This is a genomic window from Pseudarthrobacter sp. As-47 (assembly GCF_058215595.1).
Window position 1 is genome coordinate 1,263,015 of the sequence record NZ_CM177088.1, and the last position, 17,647, is coordinate 1,280,661.

At 65.5% G+C, this 17,647-nt stretch carries 13 protein-coding genes; 3 read left to right on the forward strand and 10 right to left on the reverse strand.

Annotated features, from left to right (window positions below; translation table 11 throughout):
- The first annotated feature begins 3 nt into the window (after nt 1-3).
- The gene (locus AC4BCK_RS05890; RefSeq protein ID WP_285835581.1) at nt 4-2,226 is read left to right on the forward strand and encodes a catalase; all 2,223 of its coding nucleotides are present in this window, start codon (nt 4-6) and stop codon (nt 2,224-2,226) included.
- 147 nt (nt 2,227-2,373) lie between these two features.
- On the opposite strand, the gene AC4BCK_RS05895 is transcribed toward AC4BCK_RS05890, so the two are convergent.
- The 5 genes from AC4BCK_RS05895 to AC4BCK_RS05915 all read right to left on the reverse strand — a co-directional run bounded on the left by AC4BCK_RS05895 (nt 2,374) and on the right by AC4BCK_RS05915 (nt 7,767).
- On the reverse strand, nt 2,374-2,874 hold the full coding sequence (locus tag AC4BCK_RS05895) for a hypothetical protein (protein WP_363939737.1): 501 nt from the start codon (nt 2,872-2,874) through the stop codon (nt 2,374-2,376).
- Complete coding sequence (locus AC4BCK_RS05900; RefSeq protein WP_174175412.1) at nt 2,871-4,097, reverse strand: serine/threonine-protein kinase; 1,227 nt, start codon at nt 4,095-4,097, stop codon at nt 2,871-2,873. The genes AC4BCK_RS05895 and AC4BCK_RS05900 overlap by 4 nt, the downstream gene beginning before the upstream one ends.
- Before the next feature lie 282 nt (nt 4,098-4,379).
- Nucleotides 4,380-5,471, reverse strand: a complete 1,092-nt coding sequence (locus AC4BCK_RS05905; protein WP_490566733.1) for a hypothetical protein — start codon at nt 5,469-5,471, stop codon at nt 4,380-4,382.
- A gap of 86 nt (nt 5,472-5,557) precedes the next feature.
- Nucleotides 5,558-6,358 (reverse strand): hypothetical protein, encoded by an 801-nt coding sequence (locus AC4BCK_RS05910; protein WP_490566734.1) that lies wholly within the window; start codon nt 6,356-6,358, stop codon nt 5,558-5,560.
- A gap of 338 nt (nt 6,359-6,696) precedes the next feature.
- Nucleotides 6,697-7,767 (reverse strand): Gfo/Idh/MocA family protein, encoded by a 1,071-nt coding sequence (locus AC4BCK_RS05915; RefSeq protein WP_490566735.1) that lies wholly within the window; start codon nt 7,765-7,767, stop codon nt 6,697-6,699.
- 244 nt (nt 7,768-8,011) lie between these two features.
- Between AC4BCK_RS05915 and AC4BCK_RS05920 the strand changes: the two genes are divergently transcribed.
- Nucleotides 8,012-9,526, forward strand: a complete 1,515-nt coding sequence (locus tag AC4BCK_RS05920) for a pectate lyase family protein (protein WP_490566736.1) — start codon at nt 8,012-8,014, stop codon at nt 9,524-9,526.
- Between the two features lie 70 nt (nt 9,527-9,596).
- On the opposite strand, the gene AC4BCK_RS05925 is transcribed toward AC4BCK_RS05920, so the two are convergent.
- The 4 genes from AC4BCK_RS05925 to AC4BCK_RS05940 form a co-directional block, all read right to left on the reverse strand.
- On the reverse strand, nt 9,597-10,694 hold the full coding sequence (locus tag AC4BCK_RS05925) for a substrate-binding domain-containing protein (RefSeq protein ID WP_174175420.1): 1,098 nt from the start codon (nt 10,692-10,694) through the stop codon (nt 9,597-9,599).
- Nucleotides 10,695-10,744: 50 nt separating this feature from the next.
- Nucleotides 10,745-12,025: a multiple monosaccharide ABC transporter permease gene (gene mmsB / locus AC4BCK_RS05930; protein WP_174175422.1), complete on the reverse strand. Its 1,281-nt coding sequence runs from the start codon at nt 12,023-12,025 to the stop codon at nt 10,745-10,747.
- 45 nt (nt 12,026-12,070) lie between these two features.
- Nucleotides 12,071-13,633: a multiple monosaccharide ABC transporter ATP-binding protein gene (gene mmsA / locus AC4BCK_RS05935; protein ID WP_490566737.1), complete on the reverse strand. Its 1,563-nt coding sequence runs from the start codon at nt 13,631-13,633 to the stop codon at nt 12,071-12,073.
- Between the two features lie 131 nt (nt 13,634-13,764).
- Nucleotides 13,765-14,955, reverse strand: a complete 1,191-nt coding sequence (locus tag AC4BCK_RS05940) for an ROK family transcriptional regulator (protein ID WP_174175426.1) — start codon at nt 14,953-14,955, stop codon at nt 13,765-13,767.
- 202 nt (nt 14,956-15,157) lie between these two features.
- On the opposite strand from AC4BCK_RS05940, the gene AC4BCK_RS05945 reads away from it, so the two are divergent.
- Complete coding sequence (locus tag AC4BCK_RS05945) at nt 15,158-15,952, forward strand: carbon-nitrogen hydrolase family protein (protein ID WP_174175428.1); 795 nt, start codon at nt 15,158-15,160, stop codon at nt 15,950-15,952.
- Here AC4BCK_RS05945 and AC4BCK_RS05950 read toward each other — a convergent pair.
- Entirely contained in the window at nt 15,949-17,556 is a 1,608-nt protein-coding gene (locus AC4BCK_RS05950) for a PucR family transcriptional regulator (protein ID WP_490566738.1), read from the reverse strand. The genes AC4BCK_RS05945 and AC4BCK_RS05950 overlap by 4 nt on opposite strands.
- Nucleotides 17,557-17,647: the final 91 nt, after the last annotated feature.

Below are 17,647 nucleotides of genomic sequence, written 5' to 3' on the forward strand. Positions count from 1 at the left end.
ATCGTGCCAGAAGACAGCAACATCCAGATTCCCGGCGTCCCCGCCAGCGAACCTGCCAGCCTCCAGGAACCTACCACCCCACGCGAACCGCTGCCGCCGAAGCCGGACCAGCAGGCACCGGAGGCTGTGTCGCCGACCGGAAGCCCTACCGGCGCGCCGGCCACTGCCCGTGCCCAGTCCGGACAGTACCTGACCACCGCGCAGGGGCTCCGCCTCGGCGATACGGACCACTCGCTGAAGGCCGGTTCCCGGGGCCCCATCCTGCTGCAGGACCACCACCTGCGCGAAAAGATCACCCACTTTGACCATGAACGCATCCCCGAGCGTGTGGTCCACGCCCGCGGGGCGGGAGCCCACGGTGTGTTCCGTTCCTACGGGACCGCGGCCAACATCACCCGGGCAGGCTTCCTGGCCAAGGACGTGGAGACGCCCGTCTTTGTCCGTTTCTCAACCGTGCTCGGCTCCCGCGGCTCCGCGGACACGGTCCGCGACACCCGCGGTTTCTCCACCAAGTTCTACACGGACGAGGGCACGTATGACCTCGTCGGCAACAACATCCCGGTCTTCTTCATCCAGGACGGCATCAAGTTCCCGGACATCGTCCATGCGGCGAAGCCGCACCCGGACCGGGAGATCCCGCAGGCCCAAAGCGCCCACGACACCTTCTGGGACTTCGTCTCCCTGCACACCGAGGCGCAGGCCCACACCATGTGGAACATGTCCGACCGCGGCATCCCGCGTTCGTACCGGACCATGGAGGGCTTCGGCGTGCACACGTTCAGGTTCGTGAACGCCGAGGGCCGGACAACCCTGGTGAAGTTCCACTGGAAGCCCAAACAGGGCGTCCATTCGCTGGTGTGGGAGGAAGCGCAGATCATCAACGGCATGGATCCTGACTTCCACCGCCGCGACCTCGCCGACGCCATCGAAGCAGGCGCCTTCCCTGAGTGGGAGCTGGGTGTCCAGACCTTCCCGGACACCGAGGACCAGATGTTCGAAGGCATCGACCTGCTGGATCCCACCAAGTTCGTCCCCGAGGAACTGGCCCCGGTCCAGCCCATCGGCGTCATGACGCTCAACGCCAACCCCACCAACTACTTTGCCGAAACCGAACAGGTGGCCTTCCACCCGGGCCATCTGGTGCCCGGGATCGACGTCACGAACGATCCGCTGCTGCAGGTGCGGCTGTTCTCCTACCTGGACACCCAGATCTCCCGGCTGGGCGGGCCGAACTTCGCCCAGATCCCCATCAACCGGCCGCAGGCTCCGGTGAACGATATGCTGCGCGACGGCATGCACCAGCAGGCGGTCCACGGTGGAGCGGCCCCTTACCGGCCCAACTCGCTTGACGGCGGCTGCCCGTTCCTGGCCGGCCAGGATGTGGGGGCCTTCATCGACGTGCCGGAGGAACTGGCCGCATCCATCAAGGAGCGGAAGAACCCGGCGTCCTTTGACGACCACTTCAGCCAGGCACGGCTCTTCTTCCGCAGCCTCAGCCCGGTGGAGCGGGACCATGTCATCCAGGCCTACACGTTCGAACTGGGCAAGTGCTACGAGAAGTCCATCCGCGAACGCCAGCTCGCGGCACTGGCCAACGTGGACGCGGAACTGTGTGCCGCCGTCGCCAAGGGACTGGGCCTTCCCGCACCGGAGGCAACCGAACAGGTACCGGACTCGGACCCCAGCCCCGCGCTGTCCCAGATAGGCGGGACCTGGCCGGTTGCCGGCAGGGTTGTGGGCATCCTTGCGGACGCTGACAGCGACCTGGCAGCCGTGAACGCGGCACGGAAGGCGCTGGACGCGGAGGGCATTGTCCCGCTGGTCATCGCCCCGGCGGGCGGCTTCCTTGGACCAGAGAACGACGGCGGGGTCCCCGTCCAGCGGACCTACCTCACCGCACGTTCCACCGAGTTCGACGCCGTGATCGTCGCGGCGTCCGCGGCGCCGGCTCCCGACGCCGCGCCCGGACTCGATGCCAAGGCAGGCACTCCCGGCGGAGGCACCGACCCGCGGGCAGTGCTGCTGCTCACGGAAGCGTACCGGCACGCAAAGGCAATCGGCACCTGGAATTCCGGCGCCGAAGCCCTGGCCGCAGCGGGCATCCCGCAGGACACCCCGGGCATCGTGTCCGCGGACGACGCCGAGTCACTGGTCTCTGAGCTGACCGCGCTGCTGGCCGCCCACAGGGTGTGGGAGCGGTTCCCGGCCTCGGCGGCCCAATCCTGAGCGGGCTGGCCGCTGACGCAGCACCCGGGGCGACGCCGCATTGGCTGACTGGGCTCAGCGGCTGACCCAGGGCACCGCCCGGTAAAGCCATTTTCAGGAAGGGAGCGCCGCCGTCGTTATGACGGGCGCTCCCTTCCGCATGTGGCGTCAGTCGTTGCCTTTGCCCTTGCCCTCGTTGTCCTTCTTGTCGTCGTCCTTCCCGGCCTCCGGCGCCGGCGCAGGGGCAGGGGCCGGCGCCTCGACGGCTGGCGGGGGAGTGGCCGCAGCTGCCTGCTCCGCGGCGATCCGTGCCTCTTCGGCTGCCTTGTCCGCCGCAGCCTTCTCCGCTGCTGCGATGGCTTCGTTCAGGTCTGCACGGACGGCCGTGGCAATCGTGGTGATGCTCCGGCGGCGTTCCTCGGAAATCTGTCCTTCAGACTGGGCCGCTTCCAGTTCAGCCTCAAGTCCCTCCAGCGCCCGCAGGGCTGCGGCGGGATCGTTTTCCGACGACGCCTGGGTAACCTCGAGGACGCGTGCCTGCAGCTGCCGCGCCGCCTCCCGCTCGAGGCCGGCCTCCGTTGTGCCGCAGCCGGTCAGCAGTGCGGCCGTCACGATGGCACCGGACCACGCGAGAACAGACGCGCGCCCAGCGGGGGAGGCCAGCCTCACGGTTCCACGCTCTTCTGGAGTTCCTCGAGGTGCTCGCCCAGGACCCCGGTCACCGTGGGGTAGGGCACGACGTCGGCCGGCGACTGGGCGGACAGTGTCATCAGCGCTGCAGCAACCGCTGCAGCCACCACCACCAGGGCCAGGACTGCCGCCAGCCAGAACCGCTTTGTCCGTTTCTTGCTGTCCTTCGCCCGGTCCTGGTTCAGGGCTTCGTGCGCTGTTCCCGGAACCTGCCCGACAGCGAGGGAAGCATCAGGCCCTGCCGCCTCCCGCAGCTCATCCACAGATTCCTCGGCGGTAATGGACGGCGGATGGAAGGGCATTGCGGGCAGCACCCGGGTGGTCTCCGGCGCAAGTTCACCTGGCGTGGATGCCGGTGAAACCAACGCCTGGCGCAAGGCCGTTTCGATGTCAGCGGCGGCAGGCCGCTCGAGCGGCTCGATGGCGGTCATGGAGCGGATGAGGTCGGCCCATTCAGAGGGCAGGTCCTCGGGGATTTCCGGTGCGCGGTGCAGGCGCGCCACCGCCGATTCCACCGCGCTGCCCGGGTATTCCACGGTGCCCTTGATGCATTCAAGCAGCACCAGGCCGAGGGAGTAGATGTCGGTGGAGGGGCCGAGGGGTTTGCCCAGCGCCTGCTCGGGACTGAGATAAGCGGCTGTGCCCACCATTGTTCCCGTCGCGGTCAACCGGGTTGCGTCCACGATCCTGGCGATGCCAAAGTCGGTGAGCTTGGGCCGCAGCGGTTCACCGGGGCGTATCTGGACCAGCAGGATGTTGCCGGGTTTGATGTCCCGGTGGATGACGCCGAGGCCGTGGACGTAGGCCAGGGCGTCGGCGATGCCGGCACCGATGACTGCCAGTTCCTCCAGCGGCACGGTGCTGTGCCGGATCCGGGCACGCAGGTCCTGGCCTTCCACGAGTTCCATGGTCAGGAAAGGCCTTGGCTCGTCAGGGATCCGGGTATCGATCCCGGCGTCGAACAACGTCACCAGGCCGGGGTGGTTCAGGGTTGCCAGAAGCTGGATTTCCGCTTCCTGGCGCTTGAGTTCATCGGCGTCGGGGGCTTGGGGAGCGAAGAGTTTGAGGGCCACGTCGCGGCCCAGATTTTCGTCGCGGGCACAGTAGACCGACGACATACCGCCGCGGCCAATCACCTCACCCAACCGGTAACGTCCGCCGACCACTTCATTCTTGATGGAGCTAGGCGATTCCGCCACCATGACCCGTTCCTCCCGGTGCGCTGCGGCACTGTCGTACCTCAAATTATACGGGCGGTGGAGTAAAGGGACGATTCACCCGGTGCCTCCGTGCGGCCGCACATCGGTGGTCCGGCGGCAAAAGGCGTGCCTATCGCCGTCGGACCACCGTTCACAAGGACATGTGTGCTGAATACATGTTGTGCGTGGTCTTGGTTGGTGTTTTGCGGACCTCCTTTCCTTCAGCCCGCACCGTTGCCGCCGCTTCAGGCGCGTGGTGCAGGCACTGTCAGCAGGTGGCCGGCGCTACGACATCCTCCGCCTACGAAGCATCAGGAGCCCTGCCACCAGAAGCAGGAGGGCGAGGGGCGCCAGGGAGGCATCCACACCCGTGTTTGCCAAAGCAGTGGCCCCCTGGGCCGGGGTGCTGCCGGTGCCTGCACGGGTGTCCACAGCAATGGCACCGCCCACTGCGGTGGAACCGGCGGCAGGTGCTGTGGAGTTTCCGTCGGTCAAGGTGCCAGTGCCACTTCCGTTGCCCGTGGTACCCGTAGTCCCCGCGGTTCCGTTGTCAGCGCCGGGATCCGAGGTTCCGGAATCAATGGTGCCGACGCCGTCCGTGGTGCCGTTGCCCGGGTCCGTGGTGCCGGGGTTGTCGGTTCCCGGTGTTGCCGTTCCCGGGTTTTCGGTGCCCGTGCCCGTGCCCGTGCCGCCGATGGTGAGGTCGACGTTTGCGTCGGCAAGTTCGCCGGTGGTGCCCGTGCTGTTTCCGCCGATGGTGAGGTCGATGTTGGCGTCGACAAGTTCCCCGTTACCGGTGGTGGTGTCGCCGTCAATGGCGGCATCCACGTTGGCGTCGACGATCTGGCCGGTGCCGCTGGTTCCGCCGCTGGTGAGGTCGACGTTGGCGTTGGCGAGTTCGCCGGTGGTGCCCGTGCCGCCGATGGTGAGGTCGACGTTGGCGTCGGCGAGTTCGCCGGTGGTGCCCGTGCCGCCGATGGTGGCATCTACGTTGGCGTCGACAAGTTCCCCGTTACCGGTGGTGGTATCGCCGCCGATGGTGAGGTCGACGTTTGCGTCGGCAAGTTCACTGGTGGTGCCGAGCGCAAGGTCGACGACGGCCGCGGCTGCGAGGCCCGTGGGCTCCGTCGTCGCGCCGGTGGCGCCTCCAAGCGCAACGTCGGCCGCGACGGCAGCATCCGCTGAAACGGACGGCGTTGGGTCACCCAGCTGGCCCAACGACGTCGAGTCAACGGACGCCGCCGCCGAGATGAGGGCGGATGCGGAAAGGTCCGATCCACTGGTGGTGTCCGCGGCATGTGCCGCAGTGCAACTGAGGGCTAGGAGCCCGCCTGCAAAGAGGGTGCCGAGCATTCCCCGGCGAAGGTTCGAGTTCATGGTGATGTCTCCTGAAAAGTTGAGTACAGGCTGCTTATCGGCAACCCGGATGGCCGCTTTCTGCCGCAAGGGCAGGCGGACATCAACTAGTCAGGAGATGAACCGGGGTCGAAAGACACCGGTGCGGGGGCATGCTCGGAAAACTCACCGGCAAGGACAACGCCGGTGGTGGGAAGGTTGAGGTCGAGGGGGCTTAGCCACGCCGCCGCCCCGGAGGAAGGGGCAGCAGTTGTGCTGCTTCCTGTGCCGGAGCCAGGGGCGGGAGGAGCCTGGGCAGGGGCGGGCGATGGGTCTGCCGCGACCGGCAGCCCCTCGGCAGCATCCGGTACCAATACCGCAGTTTGAAGTGCCGCGTGAGTGGTGGCTACGTCCACCGGACCCGCTGCGGAGGTGCCGGGTCCCGTGACCTCAAAACTGCCGGTGGCAGCTAGTTCAGCCGACACCGCAGGTGCCGTCGCCATAGCCACATTCGTTGGAGCAAGGGCGTCTACCGCGCCAGGTACAGCTTCAGACGGCACCTCGACAGCCGGTACCGTTACGGGGAGTTCCGGAAGCACTGGCCTGGCGGATACCAGCTCTTCAACGGGCTGCAGGGCCGGCTCCAGGACCGGAAGTACTTCGGTCACAGGTGGAACTACCGCTTCCACGGCTTCCGCCACCGCCACGTCCACAGATTCGGCGATGGGAACGGCTATGACCGACACCGTTCCCGCAGGGATGACGTTGCTGATAACGGGTACCGACGAAACAATCTGGTCCGCGATTCCGGAAACCTCTCCCGCGAGGGGCTGCAGCAGCCCCGTCGACGAGTCCGGCGCCGGTAATGAGGAGGCGGCGGGTGCGGGATCAGCAAGACTGGCCGTGGAAAGGGGCAGCTCTTCCGCCACCGACGATACTGAACTGGTGACGCCCCCCAACAGGGAAGTTGCATCCTGCAGCGTGTCTGCCGAAGCAGTTGATGCCGATAAGGTCAGCCAAGTGAGGGTGGCGGCGCCTGCAAGGAACACCGGCCGAAAGGCACGCCACGGCGAGCGACTACCAGCCATGCGTACCACCCCCAGTACTGATGCATTCGACGATGGCTACAGCCTAAGACCGAATGTTGCGGGAAGTCTAGGGTCTGCTCAAACAACTCGACAAATCTGAAAACTTCATAGCTCAGGAATTACAGAGCCGACGGAACTCGTCATAACCGGCGTTTGATCGAAGATCCCGGGGGTGAAGCTCAGTGCCGGTCGTTCGGATAGCTGACCCCCAGCTGCGCACGAACGCCGTCAAAGAGACGCATTGTATTCAGGGTGTCCTCGAGCGGCATCACCGGGCTTTCCGTAAGTCCCTGCTGGATGCAGCGGGTAACTTCGCGCAGCTCGTAAACGTATCCGCGGCCCACTGGCTCAAAGGCTTCAGCCCTGCGGGAGTCCCAGCCCGTGGAAACCGTCAGTTCACTGGGATTGTTAATGGAGCCCACGCTTTGCAGGTAGCCAAGGCTGCCCGCCACTGTGGCGGTCCTGGGGCCATGCGCCAGGAGCGAGGACGTAAGCTGCACCTGCGCACCGTGGTTGTATCCCAATGTCAGCGCGTTCTGGGCGTCCACGCCGTCGTCATTGATGAACCCGCTGGCACTCACTGTCTGCGGGAAGCCCAGTGTGCCCAGCGCCCACAGGAGCGGGTACACCGAAAGGTCCAGCAGCGCGCCGCCGCCGTCCTTCCTGGCCCACAACCTGGAGGTAGGGGAGTACGGGGCCGGGAAACCAAGGTCTGCCGTGACCCAATGGATGTCGCCGAGCTCGCCGGACGCGGCAATCTCGAACGCCCGCTGCATGCTCGGCAGGAAACGGCTCCACATTGCTTCCATGAGGAACAGGTTGCGGGTCCTGGCAACGTCGATGAGCTCTGAGGCTTCCCGGGCGTTGATGGTAAAGGCCTTTTCGCACAGGACGTGTTTGCCGGCGTTGAGCGCCGCGAGAACGATCTCGTAGTGCTGGGCGTGGGGCGTCGCAACATAGACGACGTCCACCTGCTCGTCCGCGAGCAGCCGCTGGTAGCCGGGCACGCCGCCTTCGTCACCGTAGGCCTTTGCGAAGTCATAGGCCACCGCAAAGGCATCAGCCGTGTCCTGGCCCCGTGAACTGACGGCATACAGCTCGGCATCTGCCAGCAGGGCCAGGTCCTGCGACACCGAGCGGGCGATCCCGCCCGTGGCGATGATCCCCCAGCGCAGGGGAGAACCGGTAGAGGATCGGGGGTCCTGGTCGGACTGGGTGGACAGCCATGGCTTGGCGATGGGGGCACTCATGGTGACCATCCTCTCATTGAGGGTGAGCGAGGGTTCAGTTATGACCTGCAGTAAGTGCGAGAGCGTCGGGCAACTTGTGAGAATGCCGGGCAGCGCGTTGTGACAAACCCTTGACAGCATTGTCGCGGGAGACATAAGAATAGAGAACCGCCACTGGAAACCGTTTTCTTGCGCGGCGGCTACCCTTCCATGATCCGCACCCACCTAGGCATGTGGTCTGTTTGGCATGCCGGAAAAAGGGCCAATGACGTCCGCAACACACACCAGACCTACCACCCCAGCCGTCCGGAGCAGGTTCCGCATAGGAGCAGGAGTCGCTGCCTCCGCCTCCGCACTTGCGCTCGCAGCGGGGCTGGCAGTGGCCGCTCCTGCAACCGCGGGTATGGCACCCGCCAGTCCGGCACCGACCGGAGGAGGCGTTATCCGGGCGGACGACGCGGCACCCACGGGGTGGGCCGCCGTCGGCAGCGGTACCGACGGCGGTGCGGGGGCACCCGCTGCGAACCGCTACGAAGTCAGCACACTCGCCGGACTCAAGGCTGCGCTGGCCAATAACGGCGAGCCCAAGGCGCCCAAGATCATCTACGTCAACGGGACCATTGACGGCAACCAGACGCCCGATGGCCGCGTCCTGGGGGAGCAGGACTACGCGCCGGGGTATGACATCGACAAGTACATATCCTGCTTCGGACCGGAAGGAAAGGTTTGGAGCGACCAGACCCATGAGTACTGCAAGAAGCAGAGGCAGCTCCGCCAGACCGGCAGCAACAACATGAAGCGGCAGATCGAAGTAAGCCTGCCCAGCAACACCACCCTGATTGGCCTGGGTGCCGATTCAGGTTTCGTTGGCGCCAACATCGTGATACTCAGCGCCACCGACGTGGTGATGCGCAACCTCAGCGTCGAGGCACCGGTGGACTTCTTCAGCACCTGGTCCCCCGACGACGGGGACGGTGCCTGGAACGCGAGGTTCGACGCCGTATCTTCCGTTACCTCTGACCATCTGTGGATAGACCACGTCCGGCTGACCGACGGGCGGTTCCCCGACAGCGAGGCGCCCCTCGGTCCCGACGGCAAGCCGGCCAACCGGCACGACGGCCTCCTGGACCTCAAGGACGGCACCGATTACGTGACCATCTCCAACAGCAAGCTTTCCAACCATGACAAGACCATGCTGCTCGGGTCAGGGGACGAACATGTGGACAAGGACGGCGGGAAACTGCGCGTCAGCTACATCGGCAACCACCTCGAAAACATCCAGCAGCGCGGTCCGCGGGTACGGTTCGGGCAGGTGCATGTGCTGAACAACTACTTTGTGGCCAGCACAGAGCACCCGCAATACCCCATGATCAGCGAGGGCCAGGGTGGTAACAGCTACTTCCTGGGTGCAGGCTACGAGTCGCGGATCTACTCCGAGCGCAACGCCTTCGACTACTCCGGACCCGGGGCTGACAAATCAATCATGGTGAGCAGCTACAACGGACACCGTTTCAAGGACATCGGCTCCTGGTTCAACGGTGAGGAGGCCGACCTCAACGCCGTGGCGCAGGCATCCTTCGAGCAGAACCGCGCGGAGGCCCTGGCGGAAGCGGAACTCAAGGGGGAGCCCGCCCCGGACTGGACGGGGTGGGACTTCAGCACCGACGTCGGCTGGGACCCTGCGGATGCATACAACTACAAAGCATTCACAACGCCTCAGGCGGTACGGAACCACGCGCTGCACTTCACCGGTCCGGGGGTCCTCACCGTTAAGCGGTAGAACCGGGACAGCCAGGCACAAGGAAACGCCCGGCCCCCAACAGGGGACCGGGCGTTCTGCTTGCTGACCGCTACTTGGTGATCGGTTCGAGAACCGGGTCGCCTTCGTAAGCGGTCTTGACGTTCGCAGCGGTGACGATGACCGGCTCCAGCAGGTAGGCCGGAACAGTCTTGACACCGTTGTTGTAGGAGTTCTCGTCGTTGATCTCGGGCGTCTTGCCGGCCTGGAGATCCTTCACCATGGTGATAGCGTGCTCAACGAGCTTGCGGGTGTCCTTGTTGATGGTGGAGTACTGCTCGCCCGCCATGATGGACTTGACGGACTCAACCTCGGAGTCCTGGCCGGTGACGACCGGAAGCTCCTTGCCTGCTGCCTTGACGGAGGTCAGGACCGCGCGGGCCAGGGTGTCGTTCGGGGACAGGACGCCGTCCAGGGACTCGCTGGAGTAGCTGCCGGTGAGCAGGGTGTCGGCGCGGCGCTGGGCGTTCTCAGCCTTCCAGCCCTGGGTCACAGCCTGCTCGAAGCTGGTTTGGCCGGAGAGGACCTTGAGCGTGCCGTCGTCGATCTTCGGCTTCAGGACACTCATGGCTCCGTCGAAGAAGACCTTGGCGTTGGCATCGTCCGGGGAGCCCGCGAAGAGTTCGATGTTGTAGGGACCCTCGCCCTTCTTCTCTTTGAGGCCTTCCAGCAGTGCCTGGCCCTGGAGTTCACCCACCTTGAAGTTGTCGTAGGCCACGTAGTAGTCCACGTTCTCGGTGTTCAGCAGCAGGCGGTCGTAGGCGATGATCGTGGCGCCGGAGTCTTTGGCCTGCTTGAGCTGCGTGCCCAGCTGGGAGCCGTCGATGGCACCCACGATGATGACCTTGGCACCCTTGGTGACCATGGCGCTGATCTGGTTCTGCTGCTCGGACACACCGCCGTTGGCGAACTGTACATCGGGCTTGAAGCCGGCCTCGGTGAGGCCCTCATTGAACAGCTTCTCAGCGAGAACCCAGTTCTCACTGGTCTTCTGCGGAAGGGCAACGCCGATGGCGGAGTCCTGCTCAAAGCCGCTGGCGCCCTCGGTGCCGCCGCCTGTGGAGGTCTCCGACCGTCCGCAGCCCGTCAGCGCCAGTGCTGCGATGGCAGCGACCGCTGCTGCCTTTCCTGCTTTACCAATCATTCGCATTGTTGGTTCTCTTTCTCTGTAGTGGTGTAACGCTATTCAGGCCGCAAGGCTCAGGCTTCCCTGGCGATCGCTTCCTTCGTGGAGGTGGTTTCGTCCGGCTGGTTGGGGTTGGAGGGCCCCTGCTTACGGTTGAAGTTCTGGGTGAGCAGGCCGATGATCGACTTCTTGCCCTGGCTCTTGTTGTAGACGTCGAAGGCGACGGCGATCAGGAGCACCAGGCCCTTGATGATCTGCGTGAGGTCGGCGCCGACGCCGAGGAGCTGGAGGCCGTTGTTCAGCACGGCCATGACCAGGCCGCCGATGATGGATCCGACGACGGTTCCCACGCCGCCGGTCACTGCGGCGCCGCCGATGAAGACTGCCGCGATGGCGTCCAGTTCCCAGCCGACCCCGTCAAAGGGTCCCGACGCGGTGGAGCGGCCTACGAAGATCATGCCTGCCAGGCCGGCAAGGATGGACATGTTCATCATGACCAGGAAGTTGACCTTCTTGGACTGGACGCCGGAGAGTTCGGCCGCGTGGCGGTTGCCGCCGACCGCGTAGACGTGGCGGCCCAGGACGGTGCGGGAGGAAATGAAGCCGTAGATCAGGACCAGGACGGCCAGGATCAGGCCGGGAATGGGGAACGAGGTGCCGGGGCGGCCGGTGGCGAACAGGTACGTGGCGTAGAGGATGGCACCGCAGATCAGGACCAGCTTCAGCGCGGTGACCCACATTTCCGGAACCTCGGCGCCCAATGCCTTGGCCCGGGCGCGGGACCGCAGTTCACCAACCACCACGAATGCCGCGGCGGCGATGCCCAGCAGCAGGGTCAGGTTGTTGAACCCTGTGTTGGGTCCCACTTCGGGGAGGTAGCCGGAACCGAGGTACTGGAAGTCGGCCGGAACGGGGATGGTGTTGGACTTGCCGACAAACTGGTTGAAGCCGCGGAACAGGAGCATGCCGGCGAGGGTCACGATGAAGGCGGGTATCCCCACATAGGCCACCCACCAGCCCTGCCAGGCGCCGATCAGCGCTCCGAGTGCCAGGCCCAGGAGCACTCCGGCATACCAGGGGATGCCCCAGTCCCGGATGGCCAGGGCAACGGTGACCCCCACGAAGGCTGCGATGGAGCCCACGGACAGGTCAATGTGCCCCGCGATGATCACCAGGACCATGCCGATGGCGAGGATCAGGATGTAGGAGTTGCCGTTGAAGAGGTTGATGACGTTGCCGGGGGTGAGGGTCCGGCCGTCGGTGGCGATCTGGAAGAAGACGATCAGTGCAACCAGGGCGAAGATCATGCCGAATTGGCGGGTGTTTCCGCCAAACAGCTTTTTGAGGGCGTTCATGGTGTCAGTCCTTGTGTCCGGAAGGTTCTGGGATGATCCAGAGGGTCAGGCGGCTTCGGCTTTGCGGGCGGAGGTCATCAGTTTCATCAGGCTTTCCTGGCTGGCCTCGTCTTTGTTCAGGACACCTGTGATGGCGCCTTCGAAAATCGTGTAGATGCGGTCGGACAGGCCCAGGAGTTCGGGGAGTTCCGAGGAAATGACGATGACTCCCTTCCCCTGGTTGGCAAGCTGCTGGATGATTCCGTAGATCTCGTACTTGGCACCAACATCAATGCCGCGGGTCGGTTCGTCCAGGATCAGCAGATCGGGGTCGGTGAACATCCACTTGGCGAGGACCACCTTCTGCTGGTTGCCGCCGGAGAGCTTGGCCACGCCTTCCTCCACGGACGGGGTTTTGGTGCGCAGCGACTTGCGGTACTGCTCCGCCACGGTGAATTCCTGGTTCAGGTCCACCACCGAGTTGTGGCTGATCTTCCGCAGGTTCGCTGCCACCGTGGTGGTCTTGATGTCATCGAGCAGGTTCAGTCCCAGGGACTTGCGGTCCTCGGTGACGTAACCCAGCCCCGCGTCGATGGCCTGGCGCACGGTCTTGAGGGTGATCTCCTTGCCGTCCTTGTAGATGTGGCCGCTGATGAAGCGGCCGTAGGAGCGGCCGAAGACCGAGCGGGCCAGCTCGGTGCGGCCGGCGCCCATGAGCCCGGCGAAGCCGACGATCTCCCCGCGGCGGACGAAGAAGCTGGAGTTCTTGCATACCAGCCGGTCCGCCACGTTGGGATGGCCCACGGTCCAGTCCTTGACCTCGAAGAACACCTCGCCGATCTTGGGGGTGTGGTCCGGGAAGCGGGACTCCAGCGTGCGCCCCACCATGCCCTTGATGATCCGGTCTTCGTCCACGCCGTCGGCCTTGACGTTCAGCGTTTCGATGGACTTGCCGTCACGGATGATGGTGATGGAATCGGCGATCTGTTCGATCTCGTTCAGCTTGTGGGAAATGATGATGGACGTGATGCCCTTGGCCTTCAGGCCGAGCATCAGGTCAAGCAGGTGCTGGGAATCGGACTCGTTCAGCGCCGCGGTGGGCTCGTCCAGGATGAGGATCTTTACGGACTTGTTCAGAGCCTTGGCGATTTCCACCAGCTGCTGCTTGCCGACACCGATTTCCTTGATGGGGGTGTCCGGGTCCTCGCGCAGGCCCACCCTGGCCAGCAGGTCCAGGGAGCGCAGCCGGGCCTCCGCCCAGTTGATGACGCCGCGCTTGGTGGGCTCGTTGCCCAGGAAGATGTTTTCCATGATGGACAGCTCGGGGATCAGCGCCAGTTCCTGGTGGATGATCACGATGCCGGCGTGTTCGCTGGCCCTGATGTCCTTGAACTGCTGCACCTGGCCCTGGTAGACGATGTCGCCGTCGTAGCTGCCGTACGGGTAAACGCCCGAGAGGACCTTCATCAGGGTGGACTTGCCTGCACCGTTCTCGCCGCAGATTGCGTGGATTTCCGCGGCTTTGACCCTCAGGCTCACGTTATCCAACGCTTTAACGCCCGGGAATTCCTTGGTGATGGACCGCATCTCAAGGATGATCGGTTCCGTTTGCGTGGTCTGGGACGTCATGAACCCTAACCCTCCAATGCAATGACTTCTTTGTCCGGCCGGCAAAGCGCAGGGCCGTCTGATCCAAAAGTAAACTGGATCACGCCTATTGCCGTCAAGTCTTTAACGCAATCGGCGGGTAACGAAACGGTCTAGGTTTTCCGTATCCCGGCGTGCTGGAACACCAAAGCGGCCGCCCCGAGGGCCTCGGCGCGGTCGCCCAGGGAGGACATGGCCAAGGTGGTGGTTTCGCCGATCACCGGCACCGCGTGCCTCACCAGGCCGCGCCTGATGGGGTCCAGCAGGATGTCGCCAAGGCCCGCAAGCGGTCCCCCCACCACGATGACTTCGGGGTTGATCAGGTTGGCGACGTTGCCCAGTGCCCGGCCGACCGAGAGCCCGGCATCGTCCACCACGCGGAGCGTTGCGGGGTCCCGGTTGAGGGCTTTCCTGACGATGTCCGCGGGCGTCAGCGGCCTGTCCTCACCCCGGCTGAGGAGCTCGATCATGGTGGTGGTGGAGGCAATGGTCTCCAGGCATCCCCGGTTGCCGCAACGGCACACGAGGCCCTGCTCGTGGATCGTGGCATGGCCTATTTCGCCGGTGATGCCGACGTTTCCGTAGTAGGGGGCCCCGTTGAGGATCAGGCCCGCGCCGATGCCCGATCCGATCTTCAAGAACATGAGGTTGCTGACCCCTGAATGTTGTCCCCACGTGACCTCGGACCAGGCGCCCAGGTTGGCGTCGTTATCAACGAACACGGGGATCTTGAGGGTCTCCTCGAGGTGCTGGAGGATGTTGATCCCCACCCACTCCGGGAGGATGGCGCCTTGTGCCACGGTTCCGGTGCGCCGGTCTATGGGGCCGGGAATTCCGACGCCGGCACCCACCATGGCGCTGCGTTCGATGCCGCTCTCCCGCAGCAGTTTTTCCAGCAGCGCCACGGCGGCCCGGATGCCTTCTTCGGCCTGGTGGCCGAGGGGAAGCATCACGGATTCCTCGGCGATGACGTGGTAGCTGAGGGAGGCCAGTACCACGCGGAGGTGGCGCCGCCCGAAGTCGATTCCGACGGCGACGGCGCCGTTGCTGTTGAGCCTGACGTTCAGGGCCCGGCGGCCGGAACTGGTGATTGGCTCTGCCGAGGCAAGGCCGGAGTCCAGCATGATTTTGACGATGTTGGACACCGTGGCGGTGGAGAGGCCGGTCTGCCTGGCGAGTTCAGCCTGCGTGGCCGGTCCGCCCATCAGCGTTTCGATGATCCGTTGCTGGTTCAGCTGGCGCAGCGCGGACTGCGATCCCGGATTTTTTTGCTTGCTCCTCGTTGAGCGCGGGGTTGCGGACATGCTAAGAAGATTGCCCTATCCCGGCTCTTGTAGTCAAGAAGTTAACGCAAGAGGTGCTTTTGGTCGGGAATCTGGAAACCGGGACAATCTGACCCCGGTGGCGCCCCCAGCGGTGCAAACAGCCCCCAACCCGCCGCCGGAGCCTCGCTAGGCTGAAGGAAGGCCCGTCCCGCGGCCGCTCCAACGAAGGAAGGTGGTAGCAGTGCTGCTGGCACTCCTGCAGGAAAACTCTGTGGTCCTTGACGTGGAGGCCAACTGCCGCGCAATCGACGCTGCCGCCCGGACGGCCGCAGCCCGCGGGGCAGCCGTCCTGGTGACCCCTGAGCTTTTTCCCGTGGGCTATGCTCCCCGCCGGGTGCGTTCCGAACTGGATCCTTCCCTGCTGCCGGAACTCCAGCAGCGGCTGGCCGGCATCGCCCGCGGCAATGGCATCGGGCTGGTCTACAGTCTCCCGCGGGTTACCGGGCAGGGTGACTGGCAGATCAGCGCGACCCTCCTGGACGCCAGCGGCACCGCCCTGCTCAGATATGGCAAGGTGCACCTGTTCGGCGACGACGAGCGGTCGGCGTTCAGCCCCGCCCGGGAGGCCCCCGCCGTCGTGGACTTCAACGGCGTCCCCACCTCCCTGGTGATCTGTTACGACGTCGAGTTTCCCGAAACCGTCCGCGCCGCTGCCGTCAGGGGCGCGGAACTGCTGCTGGTCCCCACGGCCCTGGCGCACGGCTTCGACGACGTGCCGCAGGTCCTGCTGCGGGCGCGGGCACTGGAGAGCCAGCTGACCATTGCCTACGCGAACCACTCCGGGGAAGAGGACGGCTGCAGGTTCCTGGGCGGCAGCGTTGTTGCCGGGCCCGACGGCGGATTGCTGGCCGAGGCGGGCGGGGAGCCACAGCTTGTCTACGCGGAGGTGGATCCGGGCGCCGCCGCCCGTGAGCGGCAGAACGTGCCGTACCTGGCAGAACGCCGCCCTGACCTCTACCGGACCTGGGGTCTCTAGGCAGGTTCGGCCTGCGCGGCGTCGTCCACGTACTGCAGCGCAATCCAGAGCTCGGCCCGGGCCTGGGCCTGCCCCAGGTCAATGCCCAGCAGCTCTGCCACCCCGTTGATCTGGCGGCGGACGCTGTTCCGGTGCAGTCCCAGGTCCTTGGCGGTTGCATCCCAGCTCCCGTGCGCGCCCAGCCAGGACCGGAGCGCCCGGAGCTGCGACGCCCTTCGCTCTGCGTCCAGCTCCAGCACCGGTCCCAGGAGGCGGGCCGCGAGGAGGGCGCCGGCATCACTTCCCAGCAGCCCGGTTACCGACCACGTCAGCTCCTCCTCCCGGAGGCTCTTGCGGGCGGTGGCCACGCGGGGGCGCAGCGCGCTGGCGCGCCGGTAGGCGGCGGCCAGCCCAGGCAGTCCCGTGGGTTCGCCCACCACCAAACGCCAGCCCAGCTGTTCCACCTCTGCCAACAGGGATTCATCCACTTTGAGCCGGGTCACGGCCGCGAATCCGTAGTCCGTCAGCTCCACCATCTTGGTGTCGAAGATCCTGCGCCATTGGAGCAGCTCCCGGACCGGACCGTCGGCCAGGGCGGTGGAGGGTTCCGCGCGCACGCCCTGCACCACCCGCACCGGCCCTGGCCTGGTTCCGGAAACGCTCTGGGCCAGCAGGTCCTGGAGGCTGTCCAGCTCGCGGCCGTTGCTCCCGGACAGGCTCTCCGGATGCAGCAGCAGGGCCGTGGCCAGCTGGCTGGGGGCCAGGGAGCCGCTGGTCCGCTGCCGGACCAGTAACTCAAGCAGTCCCACCACGGAGGAAACCACGTTGTTCTGCGCCGGAGTGAGGGGCCTTTCCGTCCCAAGCACCAGGCTTCCAAGGGTGGCGTCGCGCGTGCTTCGCAGCGGGTGGCCGAACACCAGCGCCGGCCCTCCGGCTGTTTCCAGGGTCTCCGTTTCCACGCGCGGGCCGCTGCCGCCGAGGAGCTTCTTCAGCAGCGGCTGGAGCTGGGAAAGTCCGACGGCGGTCCCCGCCCGGGCGCGCACCCTCCCGTCCGAGCCCACCAGCACAGCCCACACGGGAACGCGCTGGACCAGCGCCGCCAGCAGTTCATGTTCCGGGCGGGCGGAGAGGACCGCCCGCATCAGGTGGCGGTTGGTCTCTGCCAGCTGCCGGAAGACCTGTGCGTTGCCGGATTCGAGGAGCTTGGAAAATTCGAGCCCCAGCGCAGCGAAGGGAACGCTGGCCGGAACTTCCACCAGCGTGAGCCCGTGCCGCCGGCAGGCCTGCACCAGGTGGTCCGGTACGGCGTCGTAATACGGCTCCAGGCCGAAGCCCAGGGCAGCGACCCCGGCCGCCACGAGCCGCCGGACGTACCCGTCTTCCTTCGCCGCGCTGCTGCCGCTGCCGCGGAAGGGCAGGCCGGCCGTCAGGACGAATTCGCCGTCCATCAGGTAGGGGGTGGGGTCCTCCAGCTCGCTGGGCTCCACCCAGCGCAGGGGGACCTCGGCGGTACCGGCATCGTTCACCACGGAAACTTCAGGAGGAAGCGCAGCGAGGAACTGCCCCAGCGTGACGGCGTCGAGCTGATCCGGAGTGCCGTCCTTGGCTGGTGCATTGCGTCTCATGGATGAACACTATAGGTCATTCTGCACACCGTGAGATGCCGCTCACACCCCTACGCTGGGTGAGGGGAAAACCAGACCAACCAGCCAACGA

What these genes read in the sequence shown, in the direction of transcription:
- mmsA (WP_490566737.1), bottom strand. Translation starts at nt 13,633, where the DNA reads ATGACGTCCCAGACCACGCAAACGGAACCGATCATCCTTGAGATGCGG.
- AC4BCK_RS05900 (WP_174175412.1), bottom strand. Translation starts at nt 4,097, where the DNA reads ATGGTGGCGGAATCGCCTAGCTCCATCAAGAATGAAGTGGTCGGCGGA.
- mmsB (WP_174175422.1), bottom strand. Translation starts at nt 12,025, where the DNA reads ATGAACGCCCTCAAAAAGCTGTTTGGCGGAAACACCCGCCAATTCGGC.
- AC4BCK_RS05940 (WP_174175426.1), bottom strand. Translation starts at nt 14,955, where the DNA reads ATGTCCGCAACCCCGCGCTCAACGAGGAGCAAGCAAAAAAATCCGGGA.
- AC4BCK_RS05915 (WP_490566735.1), bottom strand. Translation starts at nt 7,767, where the DNA reads ATGAGTGCCCCCATCGCCAAGCCATGGCTGTCCACCCAGTCCGACCAG.
- AC4BCK_RS05905 (WP_490566733.1), bottom strand. Translation starts at nt 5,471, where the DNA reads ATGAACTCGAACCTTCGCCGGGGAATGCTCGGCACCCTCTTTGCAGGC.
- AC4BCK_RS05920 (WP_490566736.1), top strand. Translation starts at nt 8,012, where the DNA reads ATGACGTCCGCAACACACACCAGACCTACCACCCCAGCCGTCCGGAGC.
- AC4BCK_RS05925 (WP_174175420.1), bottom strand. Translation starts at nt 10,694, where the DNA reads ATGCGAATGATTGGTAAAGCAGGAAAGGCAGCAGCGGTCGCTGCCATC.
- AC4BCK_RS05950 (WP_490566738.1), bottom strand. Translation starts at nt 17,556, where the DNA reads ATGAGACGCAATGCACCAGCCAAGGACGGCACTCCGGATCAGCTCGAC.